The sequence below is a fragment of the Actinoplanes flavus genome (genome assembly GCF_017592555.1).
GTDB lineage: Bacteria > Actinomycetota > Actinomycetes > Mycobacteriales > Micromonosporaceae > Actinoplanes > Actinoplanes flavus.
Genome location: NZ_JAGFNS010000003.1, coordinates 61,294 through 75,940 on the forward strand (window position 1 = coordinate 61,294; position 14,647 = coordinate 75,940).

A 14,647-nucleotide genomic window follows, 5' to 3' on the forward strand; every position below is an offset into this window, starting at 1 on the left:
CGGTCCCCGCTGAGGCCAAATATTTCAGTCCCAGGGCACCCAGGCGGCGTTGCCCAGCGGAACCTGCCGGGCCTCCAGCTCGCGCAGCAGGATGCCCTCACGCAGGCCCCACGGGCAGATCCGCACCGACCCGACGCCGAGCCGGCGCATCACCTCGTGCGCCACGATGGCCCCGGCCAGGATCTGCCGGGCCCGGTGCGGCGACACGCCGGGCAGCCGGGCCCGTTTCGGGCTGGGCATCGCGGCCAGCCGCTTGATCCAGGGCCGCAACTCCCGGGCCTTGAGCTCACGCGGCACGAAGGGGCCGAGCCGCAGCGGCGGCGCCCCGGTGAGCCGGGCCAGCTGCTGGAAGGTCTTCGATGCGGCCACCGAGGTCCGCGGCGACTCCCAGGAGGTACGGGCGGCGACCTCGGCGAACCGGTCCCGCACATGCCGCCGCAGCCGTTCGACGGCCCGCGGCGAGGGCGGGTCGCCGTCCCGGAGGAACTCGCGGGTCAGCCGGCCGGCGCCGAGCGGCAGGGACATCGCCGACTCGGGCAGCCGGTCCCGGCCGAACGCCACCTCCAGGCAGCCGCCGCCGATGTCGACCATCAGCATCGGCCCGGCCCGCCAGCCCAGCCAGCGCCGGGCCGCCAGGAAGGTGAGCCGGGCGTCCTCGATGCCGGAGAGCGTCCCCAGGCGTACGCCGGTCGCCTTCTCGACCGCGACCAGCACCTCGTCGCGGTTGGGCGCGTCCCGGACCACCGCCGTGGCGTAGGCGAACATCCGGTTCACCCCGGCCCGGTGCGCCTCGCCGGCCGCCTCGCCGACCGCGTCGATCATGCGCTGCATCGCCTCGTCGCCGATCGTCCCGTCGGCCGGCAGCCGGTGCGCCAGCCGGGGCCGCCGCTCCCACGTGTGCACCGGCAGCGGCAGCCCCGACTCCGCGTCGGCCACCACCAGGTTGACCGTATTCGATCCGACGTCGAGCACCCCCAGCCGCATGTGCCGCCGCATACCCAGAAACTCCACGCTCATGGCCGGATTGTTTCGCGGCCGGCGGTCCTCCTCACACCCGCACGAGGGTCCATTGGCGGCCGCCGGCCGGATCGTGCCAGGTCCGGACGCCGGTGGTGGGCACCGCGGCGGGGTCCGGGCCGAAGTGCCGGAGGCGGACCGCGTCGGCCGCGCCCCGGGCGGACAGCAGCAGGTACCGGACGCCGTGACCGGACGGGTCGGCCAGGACCGCGGCGAAGTCCCGGTCCGGGGTGATCACGAACTGCCTCGGACGGTCGCTGGCCAGGACCACCCCGAACGCGTACGCCGCGTCGGTGAGGACCGCGCCGTCCGGCAACCCCATGGCGTCCAGGTCGGCGGCCACCTGACGGTTCACCAGAGCCAGTCCACGGGTACGGGCGGCGCCGTCCGCCGTGAGCCACTCCGACTCCTCGCGGGCCAGCTCCGGCCGGTTCAGGGTGACGATCGCCGCCGGGACGGCCACCAGCGTGCACACGAGCGCCGTCGCCACGGTCGCCCGGCGCGGGAACGCGACGATCAGATGCCCGGCCAGCAGCACCGACAGCGGGATCACCGCGATGTGGAACCGCAGCCAGCCGAACGACGTGCCGGACAGGAACGCCAGCGCGTCGAAGGCCAGCACCGACCCGAGCACGGTGACCGCCGCCAGCACCCGTGGATCCCGGCGCGCCCACGCCGCGGCCAGGGCGGCGAGCAGCAGTACCAGGAACATCGGCGACAGGCCGGCCATCTGCTGCGCCCAGTAGCCGATCCGGGTGGGCAGGTCGTCGCCGGTCACCGAACCGATCCCGGCGGCGTTCGCGGACACCTGGGCCGAGTTGCCGTACTCACTGGAGAACGTGGCGAACCACTGGCCCACGATCAGTTTTCCGGCCAGCGCCCACAGCAGGACGGCCAGCACCCCGGGCAGGCCGGCGATCACGGCGTCGGTCCGGGCCAGGGCCATGCGCCTGTCGCGTGCTCCGGGCGTACGCAGCAGGGTTGTCAGGAAGACGATCAGCGGGACCGCGGCGACCGGGGCGAGTGCCTCGTAGCGCGCGCCGTAGGCGAGGCCGACCGCCAGGCCCAGCGGGACCAGCGACTCGGCCCGGCCGGTCTCGAACCAGATGAGCAGGGCCCGGACCGCCAGCATGAGGCAGAGCAGGAAACCGGCCTCGCTCATCCCGTTGCCGGAGTAGACGACGATCATCGGATGCAGGGCGAACGCGGCGGTCAGCGCGAGCCGGGGGACGCGCGGCACGCCGGAGCGGCGCAGCACGTCGTGCGCCACCACCACGGTCAGCGTCATCAGCGCCGCCGAGACGAGCACCACCAGCAGGCCCTGCTGGGTGAGCGCCGGGAAGAGCAGCCCGAGCGGCAGGAACGGCAGCAGGATCAGCGACGGCAGCGGGTTCCAGACGAAGCCGATCGCCGCGAGGTGCGGGTCGCGGCTGAACAGCGTGTAGTAGGCGTTCGCCACCCGGCTCGCGGAGTCGCCCGGGACCAGATCGCTGTGCCAGAACCAGACGGCGACCGCGAGGTAGACCAGGCCGTAGAGCAGGGTCCGGTCACGGCGGGTCTCCCGGGGCGCGAGAACGTCAACCGACATCAGCGGACTCCTTGGCGAGATGCAGCCCGTGCGTGGTCTTCTCCCAATAGGACGGCTTGACCAGCAGCTGCCACGCGGCCTTGGCCCCGGCCAGGCTCATCATGGCCCAGTAGGCGGGCGACAGCAGGGCCGTGCCGAGCAGGTCGGGACGGTCCATGGTGCGGGCCGACAGCACGTTCAGGTAGATCACCGTGGCGTTGCCGAAGACCAGGCAGAGCACGCCCAGGTAGTAGAACGGCGGCACGAAGATCTCCTCCATCACCGGCGGCCGGTCCAGGAACCAGAGGATCGTGGTGGCCCACAGGACCGCGTTGAGCAGCGCCGCGAGCGGGGTGCCGCCGACGAACAGGTTGAGGCAGAGCAGGCCGCGCCAGCCCAGCTGCCGGACCGTGGCCCGGGGCGAGCGCAGATGCACCAGCCAGGTCATCAGGTAGCCCTTGTACCAGCGGCTGCGCTGCTTGATCCAGTTGATGAAATCGGAGTTCGCCTCCTCCAGGGTGACCGAGTGCAGCACCCCGACACGCCGGCCGGAGCGGGCCAGCCGGATGCCCAGGTCGGCGTCCTCGGTCACGTTGTACGGATCCCACGCCCCGATGTCCCGCAGCTCCCGGGCCCGGAAATGGTTGCTCGTGCCGCCCAGCGGAATCGGCATCCGCAGCGCCACCAGGCCGGGCAGCAGGGAGCGGAACCAGGTGGCGTACTCCAGCGCGAACCACCGGGTGATCCGGTTCTGGTCGACGTTGAAGTAGCCGAGCTCGGCCTGGAGGCAGACGTACTCGGTGCCCAGCCGGCGCAACGCCACCACGGCCCGGCGCAGCTGCAACGGATCCGGGACGTCCTCGGCGTCGTAGATCGTGACGAACTCGCCGGTCGCCTGTTCCAGGCCCACGTTGCAGGCTTTCGGCTTGGTCTTCGGCTGCGACTCGGGGACCACCAGGATGCGTACGTGCGGCGCCGTCGCCACCCGCGCGGCGGCCTCGATGGTCTCCCGGTCGTCCTCCTCCAACAGCAGGATCACCTCGAGCCGGTCGGCCGGGTACTCCAGGGCGCCGAGGTGCGACATGAGCAGCCCGATGACGCTCGGCTCCCGGTAGGCCGGGACGAGCACCGTGTAGACCGGCAGCTCGTGGTCGGGGACCGCGCGGGCCTCCTCGTCGGTGACCCGGATCAGGTGCTCGCCGCGGCTCGCCGCCCAGACCAGCACCACCCGGAAGACGATGGCGGCGCCGTAGGCCACGGTCACCACCGCTACCACGGTCTGCACCACGATCATCGGGCGCAGCACCGCCCACGCCGCGATCAGGGCGAGCGCCACGACTAGCCCGGCCCGCTGCGCCCGGGACAGCACGGTACGCGCGGAGAACGGGTTCACCGGACACCTCCGGCGGTGATCCACTCGATCTGCGGCAGCGTCCGCACGCTCAGCAGAACGGCCATCGCCAGCAGGGCCACCAGCACGAACCGGCCGCGCGGCAGATGCTGGCGGACCGCCCGGGCCGGCGCCCGGTCCGGCACCGGCGACCAGCGGGCCACGACGACCGCCACGACGACGGCCAGCAGGATGTCGACGAAGACCGGCAGCTGGGCGATCCGGAACGCGCCGGGGCCGAGGAGCCGGCCCACCAGCAGCACGGCCAGGACCGCGCCGACGGTCACCGCGGCCAGCACGGTGGAGGCGGCGGCCGCCCGGAGCACGGCCCGCCCCCGCCACCCGAAGATCACCACAGCGCTGATCAGCAGGCAGACCATCCCACCGGCCAGGGCCAGACCGGGCAACTGGTGCGCGGGCAGCAACAGCTCGGCGCCCTTATACGCGGTGACCAGCCCGCCGTCGCTGCTGGTCGGGCCGGCCGGACGGCCGAGCAGGGTGACGACCGCCCGCAGCCCGGCGTCGACCGCGCCGTCGACCGCCGGCATCACCCCGCCGATCGCCACCAGCGGCAGCAGCAGCGCCCACCGCAGCCGGGCCACGGCACGCGTCCCCACCAGCAGGATCGCCGAGCCGGCGAGGAAGGCGAGCGCCGCCGGAACCAGCCAGCCGGGCGACGGCATCAGCGCCAGCAGCGTCCCGGCGGCGGTCAGGAGGACCGCGGCGAGCAGGCCGTCCACCTGCCGGTCGTGGACGTCCGGCTCGGTGAGACCGGGCCGGATCCGCCGGGCGGCCAGCGCGGCCCCGGCGGCCACCGGGATCAGCAGCGGCACCGCGTCGCCGCGGGTCCACAGGCCGTTCCAGGCGATCGCGACGAGGGCCGGGAACGCCACCGCGGTGAGCAGCGCGGCCAGCAGCAACCGGGTCTGCACGGCCCGGCGCAGCGTGCCCACCACCCCGCTGGGCGGCGCGCCGTAGACCCAGCGGCTGGTCACCGCGTACCGGAGGGTGAAGACCACGACGATGGCCACCAGGTTGGCGGGCAGATAGTGCAGGCCACCCCACTGCACCAGACCGAAGAGCAACCCCAGATGTACGGGGGTGAGGCTGTTGTTCAACAGCAGGAACCGGCCGAACCGGCGGTGGCGTGCGTGTTCGCCGGGCGGCATCACCAGGTTGTCGATGACCGCGAAGTTCCAGACGATCGCCACCTGCACGGCCAGGAACCCGGCCAGCAGGTAGGGCAGCCCGGCCACCTCGCCGAGCGCCCACAGCGCCGCCGAGTTGACCGCCGTCCCGGCCCCGCCGGCCAGCGCGAACCCGGTCATCCGGCCCAGCGGCGAGACGGGATGCCGGGTGGCGGCCAGCCGCAGCAGGCTCAGGTGCCGCAGGTAGCGGACCCCCTCCCGGAAGGACGCCTTGCTCTCGCCGGCGGCCCGCGGCCGGAACGTGTACGGCACCTCGTCGACCCGGGCCATCCGGCTGCGGACCACCACCTCCAGCAGGATCTTGTAGCCGCGCGGCCGCAGCGCGCCCAGGTCCACCGCCTCGCGCCGGACCGCGAAGAACCCGCTCATCGGGTCGGTGACCGCCCGCAGCCGGCGCGGGAAGAACACCTTCGCGAGGGTGCCGGAGGCGCGCGACACCAGCCGCCGGAAGCCGCCGGAGAGCCCGTCCACCCGGCCGGGGGTGCGGTACCGGCTGGCCACCACCGCGTCGGCCCGGTTCCGGCGGCCGGCGGCCAGCAGCGCGGGCACGGTCTCCGGCGGATGTTGCAGGTCGCCGTCCATCACCACCACCCACGGGGCCCGCGCCGCGGCCAGACCGGCGGCCACCGCGCCACCCAGGCCACCGGTCCGCTCACCCACGGCGCGATGCACCAGGCGTACGCCGTCCGGGTCCCGTTCGGACAGTGCCGTGACGGTCGCCGGGGTGTCGTCGTCGCTGTCGTCGACGAAGACGATCTCGGCGGGGGTTGCGCCGAGCGCCTCTCTCAGCTGCTCGACCAGGGGCCGTACGTTCTCCGCCTCGTTGCGGGTGGGCACCACGACGCTGACCGCCGGTGGCGCTGCGAGCCGAACTGGGGCGATGTCCGCCATTACCGGGACTCCCTCTCGGATGTGAATCGTGCGACTGCTCCACCGCCGGCCTCGTAGTACTCGACGACGACGGTGTGCTCACCGGCCGTGATCTCGACGTCGGCGGTGAAGGTGGTGGGCCCGTGATCGGACCAGCCGTCGACGACCGTGACGCCGTCGAGCAGCACCCGGATCCCGTCGTCGCCGGTGGCCGCGAACCGGTGGGTGCCGGCCGGGTAGACGGCGGTCCTGGTCCAGCGGGCGGAGAAGCCGTCCGCCGGGATCCCGGGGGCGGGGCCGCCGTCGCCCCAGTCGAAGGCGACCGCGTCGTCGGCCCGGGTCACCGCGGGCGTGCCGTCCAGGGTGCGGTTCGCGAAGTACTCGGCGTTCCACGTGCCGACCGGCCCGACGTCGCCGACCCGCTGGTAGCCGAACCTCGCCACGGCCCCGCCGCCGTTCTCGAAGTACTCGACCCGGATGGTGTGCGTGCCGGACAGCACCAGCCGGTCGGTGCCGAACGTGTCGTTCTGGTTGACCCACCGGTCGACGATCGGGACGCCGTCCAGCCAGACGCGGATGCCGTCGTCGCTCTGCCCGGCGAACCGGTAGACGCCCGCCGGGAGCGTGTCGGTGCGGGTCCACCGGGCGGAGAACCCGTCGGCCGGCAGCGCCGGGCCGGGCGAGCCGCCACCCCAGTCGAAGCCGATCGCGGTGTCCTGCCTGGTCAGGGCGGGCTCGCCGGTCAGGTCCATGGTCGGGAAGTACTCGGCGTCCCAGTCCGGCGGGTCGGCCGCGTCGGCGGTCTGCCGGTAGGCGAGCTTCGCGACCGCGTCGCCGCCGTTCTCGTAGTACTCCACCACCACCGTGTGCGGGCCGCCGCCGAGCAGGGTGGTGGCGGTGTGCGCGGCGGCGCCGGAGTCGGCCCAGGCGTCGATGATCCGCAGCCCGTCCACGGTCACCCGGACGCCGTCGTCGGCGGTGGCGGTGAACTCGTACTCACCCGGGGCGACGTGGAGCGTGCGGCGGTAGCGGGCGGTGAAGTGGTCCGGGGTGATCGCCGGGTCGGGGGAACCGAGCGCCCAGTCGTGGTCGACGTGCGGCTCGGCGCGGGTCAGCGTGGGCGTGGCGGTGGGCACGGTCGGGGCCGATCCGGCGCCCGGGGTGTTCCAGTACTCGGCGGTCCAGTCGCCGGACGGCTGGTCGATCGAGGCCGCCCAGTCCAGTGTGGCCATCGCGTCGCCGCCCTCGTCGAAGTACTCGAGGGTGATCGTGTGCACGCCCTCGCCGAGGTCGCCGATCCAGTCGAAGGCGGTGCCGGACTGGCCCTGCCATCGGTCCAGCACCAGTTGGCGGTCGACGTAGAGGCGGACGCCGTCGTCGGAGACCGTGGTGAACCGGTAGCGGCCGGCGGTGAAGTGCTGCTTCTTGGTCCACCGGGCGGAGAACGCGTTCGCCGGCACCGCCGGGTCCGGCGCGGCCTCGCCCCAGACGAAGTCGATCCGCGGGTCGGCGCGAGTCAGCACCGGGGTCCCGGCCAGGTTCGTGTTGTCGTAGAAGGTGGCGGTGAAGGCGGGCGACGGCACGTAGGTGGCCGTGTAGGTGGTGTCCGCCGCCGGGGTGGCGACGGTGTGCCGGATCGCCTTGCCGTCCGACCAGCCCCGGAACTGGTAGACCGTGCCGTCCGCGCCGACCGCGGTGGGCGGGGCGTACAGCTCACGCTGGAAGCCCTCCACGCCGAGCACCTGGTGCGGCGTCTCCACCGGTACCCCGTCCAGGTGGACGGTCAGCCCCGGCGGGCTGGTGGCGACGGTGACCGTGCTGGTGACCGGCCGGATCCCGATCGACTTCGAGGTGCTCAGCCCGTTGGTGTCGGTGGCCGTCACCCGGATCTCGTACCAGGTATCGGCCGAGGACTCGCCGGTGTCCGGGACGGTGAACTGCCCGGCCCGTCCGGTGAGCGGCCCGAGGAACGGGTGGATGTGCGTGTGGTGGTGCAGGATCACGATGGTCCGGATGCCGTTGTCGTCCAGGTCGAACCCGGCCGCGTCCTGGGCGAACGCGTTGTAGGTGACGACGTCCCCGGCCCGGTAGGTGGACTCGTCCGCCGGCACCGCGATGGTCACCGTCGGCGCGATCCCCACCTGCACGATCAACGGTACGGACGTGCCCGTCCGGCCTTCGCTGTCGGTGACGGTGAGAGTCGCGGTGTAGACGCCGACGTCGTCGTAGACGTGCACCGGGTTCGCCGCCGTGCTGCTTGTGCCGTCGCCGAAGTCCCAGGCGTAGGTGAGCTCGTCGCCGTCCGGGTCGGTGCTGCCCGCGCTGGAGAAGGTGACCGTGAGCGGGTCCAGTCCCTTGTCGACGTCGGCGGTGGCGTTCGCGGTCGGCGAATGGTTGCCCAGGCTGTACGTGACCCGGTAGAGCCGCCCCGGGATGTAGGTCAGGTAGTAGAGGTCCCCGTCCGGCGCCACCTTCAGGTCGACGACCGCGCCGGCCTGCGCGTCGAAGTCGTGCACCGCCGTGGCGTTGCCGGCGTCGTCCAGGTCGGCGCGGCGGATGAAGCCCTTGGCGTAGTCGGCGAAGAACAGATCGCCCCGATACTCCGGCGGAAACAGTGATCCGCGGTAGACCGGTCCACCGGTGGCCGCGGCGCTTTCACCGTCATGGGCGTACACATGAATGGGGTTGATGAATCCGGCGCAATTCGCGGTGCACATTCCCTCTTTGAGCGGCCAGCCGTAGTTGCCGCCCTTGACGATGTGGTTGACCTCCTCCCAGGTGTAGTCGCCCACGTCGCCGCCGTAGAGCTTCCCGGTGAGGCCGTCGAACTGGAACCGCCACGGGTTGCGGAACCCGTACGCCCAGATCGCCTGCTCCTTGTCCGCCTGCCCGGCGAAGGGGTTGTCGGCCGGGATGGTGCCGTCCGGGTTGATCCGCAGGATCTTGCCGTGCGGGTTGGAGAGGATCTGCGCGTTGCTGGAGTAGCCGTTGTCGCCGACCGCGAAGTACAGCTTGCCGTCCGGCCCGAACCGGATGCTGCCGCCGACGTGCAGGTGCTGGGAGAGCGATGCGGTCCGGAAGATGGTGAACGGCCCGTCGGTGCCGACGTCACCCGAGGCGTCGAAACGGACCAGGCGATTGTGCAGGTCAAGGCCGGTGTAATAGAAGTAGACCCAGTGGTTGGCGACGCCGAACCCGGGGTCGAAGGCGATGCCGATCAGTCCCCGGTCGCCGGTCGGCTCGGACGGCAGCACGGCGAACGGCGTCGCCAGCAGGTGCCCGTCCTTGAAGATCTTGACGGTCCCGGCCCGCTCCAGGATGAAGATCCGCCCGTCCGGGGCGATCTCGAAGCCGGACGGTTCGTTGAGGTCGCCACCGACCACCAGCGAGGTCTGGAAGTCCGGTGGCGGTGCGGCCGTCGCCGGCGGTGGCCCGAGGAGCACCACCGTCAGGACGGCGACGATGACCATTACCGATCGCGCTCTCACGATGCCCCAAGCTATGGGCCGTTCATTGCGGGCCAGGGGCCCCGGGCTGAAACCGCAATGACACTCGTGATTCCGCGCTGTTTCCCAGCCCGGCCAATGAGTCCTAAAAGGATATGGATCACCGCGGGCGCAGGCGATCCATATCCCTCGTCACTCAGCCGACCGGCACGTCCAGGTAGGACCCGCCTTCGATGGTGACCGTGTCGCCGGCCGCGTTCTCGTCGTAGTAGAGCGGGTCGACGGTGTCCACCACGAGGGTCAGCGAGTGCCCGGCCGGCACGTCGTAGGCGGTGGCCGGCAACCTCAGGTCGATGCCGCGGGCGCCGGCCGCGCCGGTCAGCCAGGTGGCCGGGGCGTGGGTGATCAGCTTGGCGTTGCCGATCACGTCCAGGTCGTACAGGTAGGCGACCACGGTGCCCCGCGACTCGGTGCCGGACAGTTCCAGGTGCAGCTTCGGCACCCCGCGGATCCGCTGCACCGTCGACGGCCGCTCGGCCGCCCAGACGCCGGCCTCCCCGCGGTCCACGAACGGCAGCCAGATCTCCGGCTGCTCCCCGGTGATCGCGGCCGCGCCGTTGGTGAGCAGCACGACGCCGCCGGAGGCGACCGTGTCGGTGTCGGTCGGGATCCGCTTGCTCCAACCACCGCTGACCGCGCCGCCGAGCAGGCCGGTGCCGTCCAGCGGGCGGATCCGGCCGAGGCCGTGGCGGACCGTCGAGGTGGTCTGCGCCGACCAGGTCGGGTAGGTCTCGCCGGTGGCGTTCAGCGGCCTCAGGTAGATCGGGTCCGCCCGCGTCACCCCGGTCGCCAGGTGCTCGTCGAGCCAGGAGTACAGGCTGGTCCAGACGTCGTTGGGCAGGCCCAGCACGCCGGACAGCTCGGCGATCGCGTGGTCACCGGGCCGCAGCTCGAGCCGCTTCGGGGTGGTCAGCCGGCCGTAGAAGTCGATCATCTGGTTCGGTGGGAAGAACGTGTCGCCCCAGCCGTTGGCGATCAGTACGGCCGGCCGGTTCGCGTTGATCGCGTCGAGGTAGGTGGCCGCCGACCGCACCTTCGCCCAGGCCATCACCGCGGCGACGTCCCGGTTGGCGTTGAAGTCGCCGAGCACGGCGGTCAGCTCGGCGCTCGGCTTGCCGACGATCTGCGCGGCCAGTTCCAGCAGGCCGGCCGACTGCCGGTGCCGGGTCGAGTCGGCGTACAGCGAGTAGACCAGATCGGTCCAGCCGGAGAGCACCCCGACCGCACGGATCCGGCTGTCGAAGGCGGCGCCGAGCAGGCTGATCCCGGCCCCGTACGAGACACCGGCCGCCCCGATCCGGGCCGGGTCGGCGGCGGTGTTCGCGATCGTCCAGTCGACCACCCTGGACAGATCGGCCATGTCCTTCGGGCCGGCGGTGTCGATCTCGCCGCCGGACGCCCACCAGCCCCGCGGCGTGTACGACACCACGACGTACCCGCGCCCGGCGAGCACCTTCGCCTGGGCCAGATACTCCAGGTCGTTGAGACCCCAGCTGGACGGGAGGATCACGGCCGGATGGGGGCCGGCCGCGGAGGGTGCGATGACGTTGGCCTTGAGGACGACGCCGCCGTCACCGGTGATGTCGACGGCCTTGAAACCGGTGGTACCCACGGCGGCGTGGGCCGGTGCGGTGACGGTCAAGGTGGACGCCACCAGCACGAAGGCGGCGATCAGGGGGATGAGCCGGCGAAGCGCCATCAGCACTCCTCGATGGGGACGGCGAGAGCGTGGCGGCAGCGTAGGAACCGGTTCCGAGAATTTGAAGATGGTGACATTCTCGTTACCGGCTAGTAACGTGACTCGTCGGTAGCAAGGGGGGCGCGAGTGATCTACGGAACCCCGACAGCACGTCGCCGTGACGCCCAGCGCAACCGGGCGGCCATCCTCGAGGCGGCGAGCGAGGTGCTGGCCCGTGACGAGCCGGGCGCCCTGATGCCCGAGATCGCCCGCCGGGCCGGCGTCGGCCAGGCTACCCTCTACCGGCACTTCCCGGACCGCACCGCGCTGACCGCCGCCGTCCTCGGCTACCAGATGGAGCGGCTGGAGACCCGGATCGCCGCCCACTCCACCGAACCGGCCGGACTCCGCACCCTGCTGCGCGAGGTGCTGCACTCACTGATCGGGATGCGCGGCGTGGTCCGGCTGGCCCGCCGCTTCGACCTCGCGACCCAGCAGCGCTACATGCGGCGGCTGGTCACCGCCTTCACCGTGCCGCTGCGCCGGGCCCGCGACCACGGGCACGTCCGCGCCGACCTCACCCCGGACGACCTGGTCCTGCTCTTCACCATGGTGCAGAGCGTCTCCGAGGCCACCGCCGACGTGGCGGCCGCCCACACCGCCGCGGACCGCGCCGTCGACCTGGTGCTCGACGGCGTCTTCCTGCCCGACTGAGAGCCCTGCCGTCGATCGTGGACGCTGGAGGTGGTTCAGCGTCCACGATCGGGCTCTGGACGGGCCTAGAAGACGACCGTCCAGCCCTCGCGCCGGCCCTGATCGGCGGTCCAGGCCACGCCGTCGACCTTGAGCCCGCGGGCGTCCAGCAGGGTCAGCGTGCCGCCCCCGTTGCCGAGCTGGGCCGGCGGGGCGATCCGCACCCGGGTCACCTCGCCGGCCGCCAGCCGGCCGCTCAGCGGGTGCCGGGCGCCGGCCCGGTCGGCCAGCGACCAGCCGGCCAGGTCCATCTCCAGCGGGGTGGTGTTCAGCAGCGTCACGCTCTCCGGCTCGGGCGCCGGGCCGGGCGGGTTGACCAGCGCCGCGACGATCCGGACGAGGTGGTCGGGCTCGCCGGGGCCCGGGGTGGGCGCCGGGCCGGGCGACGGGATCCCCGGCAGCCGGTGGCCGGTGATGTCGTCGGTGTGCCACGCCTGCGACTGGAAGGCCAGGAAGATCGCCACCCAGTCGTCGGCCGCCGGGAAGTGGAGCAGCAGCGCGCCGTCCTGGTAGACGCCGTCGTCACCGGCGAACCGGCCGTTGTTGCCCTGGTTCATGTGCACGTCGTGGATGCCGTTGCCGGGCCGGAAGCCGAAGATCTTGTCGGCCTTCGCCTCCGGGCCCCAGGCCTCGCCGAAGACGTACGCGCGGGCGTCGAGATCACCGAGTGCCCGCCGGACATGATGATCGAGGAAATCGCCGAGATCATTATCCGGCCCGGGCGCCGTGGTCGGCACCGGTCGCATCATGGTCCGGTCGAAAAGATTTCCGCGAATGAAGTCGATCGCCGCGGTGCCGGGCCGGCTCTCGATCTCGGTGAAGCCGTCCGGAATGGCGCGCAACCGCTCCAGGATCGGGTGCCGGAAGTTGTCGACGCCCAGGTAGAGCAGGTCGGGAGGACTCTGCTGGGAACGCACGTTGACAGCCGCCCGGAAATCCGTCCCGGCCGCTCGAAGATGAATTTGATAATGCGGCGTGCCGGTGGTCTCGACGCGGCGGTCGACGACGGCGGCGCGCAATACCCCGTATCTCTTCAGCGGCATGAACCGGATTCGACACCCGGCCTTCGCGGTAGTCAAGGAAAACAATCGGACATTGCCCAGGAATGTGATCTTGGCTATCGCGGTCGTGGGACGCGCCGGACGTACCAGCATAAAAGGGTCTAATAGCGCCGCTTAACGCCCCCTCTCGCTGGGAATGTTCTCAGGGTCTCCGGATAGCCTGGGACCTTCGCCTCTTCGTGAAGGAGTTGATGTCCGCCGTGGGCGGATACGGCTGGCAAGTCGTCCTCGTCGTGGTGCTGGTGCTGCTCAACGCGGCGTTCTCGGGAAGCGAGATGGCGCTCATCTCGCTGCGGGAGAGCCAGTTGCAGCGTCTCGAGAAGCAGTCACGCACCGGACGGACCCTCGCCAAGCTGGCGCGGGACCCGAACCGGTTCCTCGCCACCATTCAGATCGGGATCACCCTGGCGGGTTTCCTCGCCTCCGCGGCCGCGGCCGTGTCGCTGGCGCAGCCGCTGATCGAGCCGCTGAGCTTCCTCGGCAGCGCCGCCGAACCGGTGTCGATCATCCTGGTCACCATCGTCCTGACGTTCTTCACCCTGGTCGTCGGCGAGCTCGCCCCGAAGCGGATCGCCATGCAGCGCGCCGAGGGCTGGGCGCTGCTGGTGGCCCGTCCGCTGGACGTCCTGGCCACCCTCTCCCGGCCGGTCGTCTGGCTGCTCGGCAAATCCACCGACCTGGTCGTCCGCCTCACCGGCGGCGACCCGGCCGCCGGCCGCGAGGAGGTGAGCACCGAGGAGATCCGCGACATGGTCGCCGCCCAGCAGGACATCACCGCCGAGCAGCGCACCATCATCAGCGGCGCCTTCGAGATCGCCGACCGCATCCTGCGGGAGATCCTCGTCCCGCGCCGGGACGTGCTGATCCTCCCCGCCGGCCTGCCCGCCCCCGAAGGCCTGGCCCGCCTCGTCGAGGCCGGCCACTCCCGGGCGCCGGTGACCGGCCCGATGGGGCTCGACGACGTGCTCGGCGTGGTCCACCTGCGCGACCTGATCGCCGCCGACGGCTCGGTCAGCGACCACATGTTCACCCCGCTGTTCCTGCCGGAGACGCTGAAGGTGTCCGACGCCATGCGCCAGCTGCGCGTCCAGCGGCAGCAGTTCGCCATGGTCGTCGACGAGCGCGGCGCCATCGACGGCATCGTCACCATGGAGGACCTGGTCGAGGAGGTGGTCGGCGAGATCTACGACGAGACCGACCGCGACGTCCAGTCGGTGATCCGCGAGGACGACGGCGCCATGCTGCTGCCCGGCACCTTCCCGATCCACGACCTGCCGGACATCGGCGTCGAGATCGAGGAGACCGACGCCGGCGACTACACCACGGTGGCCGGCATGCTCCTGGCCCGGCTCGGCCACATCCCCACCGTCCCCGGCGAGACCGTCACCATCGACGGCCACACCGCCGAGGTCGTCGAGATCACCGGCCGTGCGATCACCAAGCTGCGGCTGCGCGCCCTCACCGAGAAACGCGACGAGGAGCAGGCCCAGGTCTGACCCGGGCCGCTCCCCCCGTCCAGCCGGTCTCCGCACCGGCTGGACGGCGCAACTCCCCTTCCATCCTGACGGCCGAGCACATCGCCAGCCGAACAGCGCGA

The 14,647-nt window shown here is 71.9% G+C and carries 9 protein-coding genes; 2 read left to right on the forward strand and 7 right to left on the reverse strand.

From position 1 onward, the window contains the following. Positions 1–24: 24 nt before the first annotated feature. The 6 genes from J5X75_RS05635 to J5X75_RS05660 form a co-directional block, all read right to left on the reverse strand. A complete protein-coding gene (locus tag J5X75_RS05635; protein WP_238487396.1) occupies positions 25–1,017 on the reverse strand; it encodes a Ppx/GppA family phosphatase in 993 nt (330 codons plus the stop codon). A 31-nt stretch (positions 1,018–1,048) separates the two neighbouring features. Beyond that, positions 1,049–2,605, reverse strand: coding sequence for a glycosyltransferase family protein (locus J5X75_RS05640; protein ID WP_208466223.1), 1,557 nt, complete (start codon positions 2,603–2,605; stop codon positions 1,049–1,051). Continuing rightward, positions 2,595–3,977 (reverse strand): glycosyltransferase, encoded by a 1,383-nt coding sequence (locus J5X75_RS05645; RefSeq protein WP_208466224.1) that lies wholly within the window; start codon positions 3,975–3,977, stop codon positions 2,595–2,597. Before J5X75_RS05645 ends, J5X75_RS05640 begins: the two co-directional genes overlap by 11 nt. Further along, positions 3,974–6,073: a glycosyltransferase gene (locus J5X75_RS05650; RefSeq protein ID WP_208466225.1), complete on the reverse strand. Its 2,100-nt coding sequence runs from the start codon at positions 6,071–6,073 to the stop codon at positions 3,974–3,976. Before J5X75_RS05650 ends, J5X75_RS05645 begins: the two co-directional genes overlap by 4 nt. Beyond that, entirely contained in the window at positions 6,073–9,540 is a 3,468-nt protein-coding gene (locus J5X75_RS05655) for a PA14 domain-containing protein (protein WP_208466226.1), read from the reverse strand. Before J5X75_RS05655 ends, J5X75_RS05650 begins: the two co-directional genes overlap by 1 nt. A gap of 154 nt (positions 9,541–9,694) precedes the next feature. Beyond that, positions 9,695–11,257, reverse strand: coding sequence for a CocE/NonD family hydrolase (locus tag J5X75_RS05660; protein WP_208466227.1), 1,563 nt, complete (start codon positions 11,255–11,257; stop codon positions 9,695–9,697). A gap of 126 nt (positions 11,258–11,383) precedes the next feature. Here J5X75_RS05660 and J5X75_RS05665 point away from each other — a divergent pair, with 126 nt between their 5' ends. Then, complete coding sequence (locus J5X75_RS05665; protein WP_208466228.1) at positions 11,384–11,950, forward strand: TetR family transcriptional regulator; 567 nt, start codon at positions 11,384–11,386, stop codon at positions 11,948–11,950. A 65-nt stretch (positions 11,951–12,015) separates the two neighbouring features. On the opposite strand, the gene J5X75_RS05670 is transcribed toward J5X75_RS05665, so the two are convergent. After that, positions 12,016–13,032, reverse strand: coding sequence for a DUF2278 family protein (locus tag J5X75_RS05670; protein WP_208466229.1), 1,017 nt, complete (start codon positions 13,030–13,032; stop codon positions 12,016–12,018). Between the two features lie 209 nt (positions 13,033–13,241). Here J5X75_RS05670 and J5X75_RS05675 point away from each other — a divergent pair, with 209 nt between their 5' ends. Continuing rightward, a complete protein-coding gene (locus J5X75_RS05675; protein WP_208466230.1) occupies positions 13,242–14,546 on the forward strand; it encodes a hemolysin family protein in 1,305 nt (434 codons plus the stop codon). Positions 14,547–14,647 lie beyond the last annotated feature (101 nt).

What these genes read in the sequence shown, in the direction of transcription:
- J5X75_RS05635 (WP_238487396.1), bottom strand. Translation starts at nt 1,017, where the DNA reads ATGAGCGTGGAGTTTCTGGGTATGCGGCGGCACATGCGGCTGGGGGTG.
- J5X75_RS05650 (WP_208466225.1), bottom strand. Translation starts at nt 6,073, where the DNA reads ATGGCGGACATCGCCCCAGTTCGGCTCGCAGCGCCACCGGCGGTCAGC.
- J5X75_RS05660 (WP_208466227.1), bottom strand. Translation starts at nt 11,257, where the DNA reads ATGGCGCTTCGCCGGCTCATCCCCCTGATCGCCGCCTTCGTGCTGGTG.
- J5X75_RS05675 (WP_208466230.1), top strand. Translation starts at nt 13,242, where the DNA reads ATGTCCGCCGTGGGCGGATACGGCTGGCAAGTCGTCCTCGTCGTGGTG.
- J5X75_RS05640 (WP_208466223.1), bottom strand. Translation starts at nt 2,605, where the DNA reads ATGTCGGTTGACGTTCTCGCGCCCCGGGAGACCCGCCGTGACCGGACC.
- J5X75_RS05670 (WP_208466229.1), bottom strand. Translation starts at nt 13,032, where the DNA reads ATGCCGCTGAAGAGATACGGGGTATTGCGCGCCGCCGTCGTCGACCGC.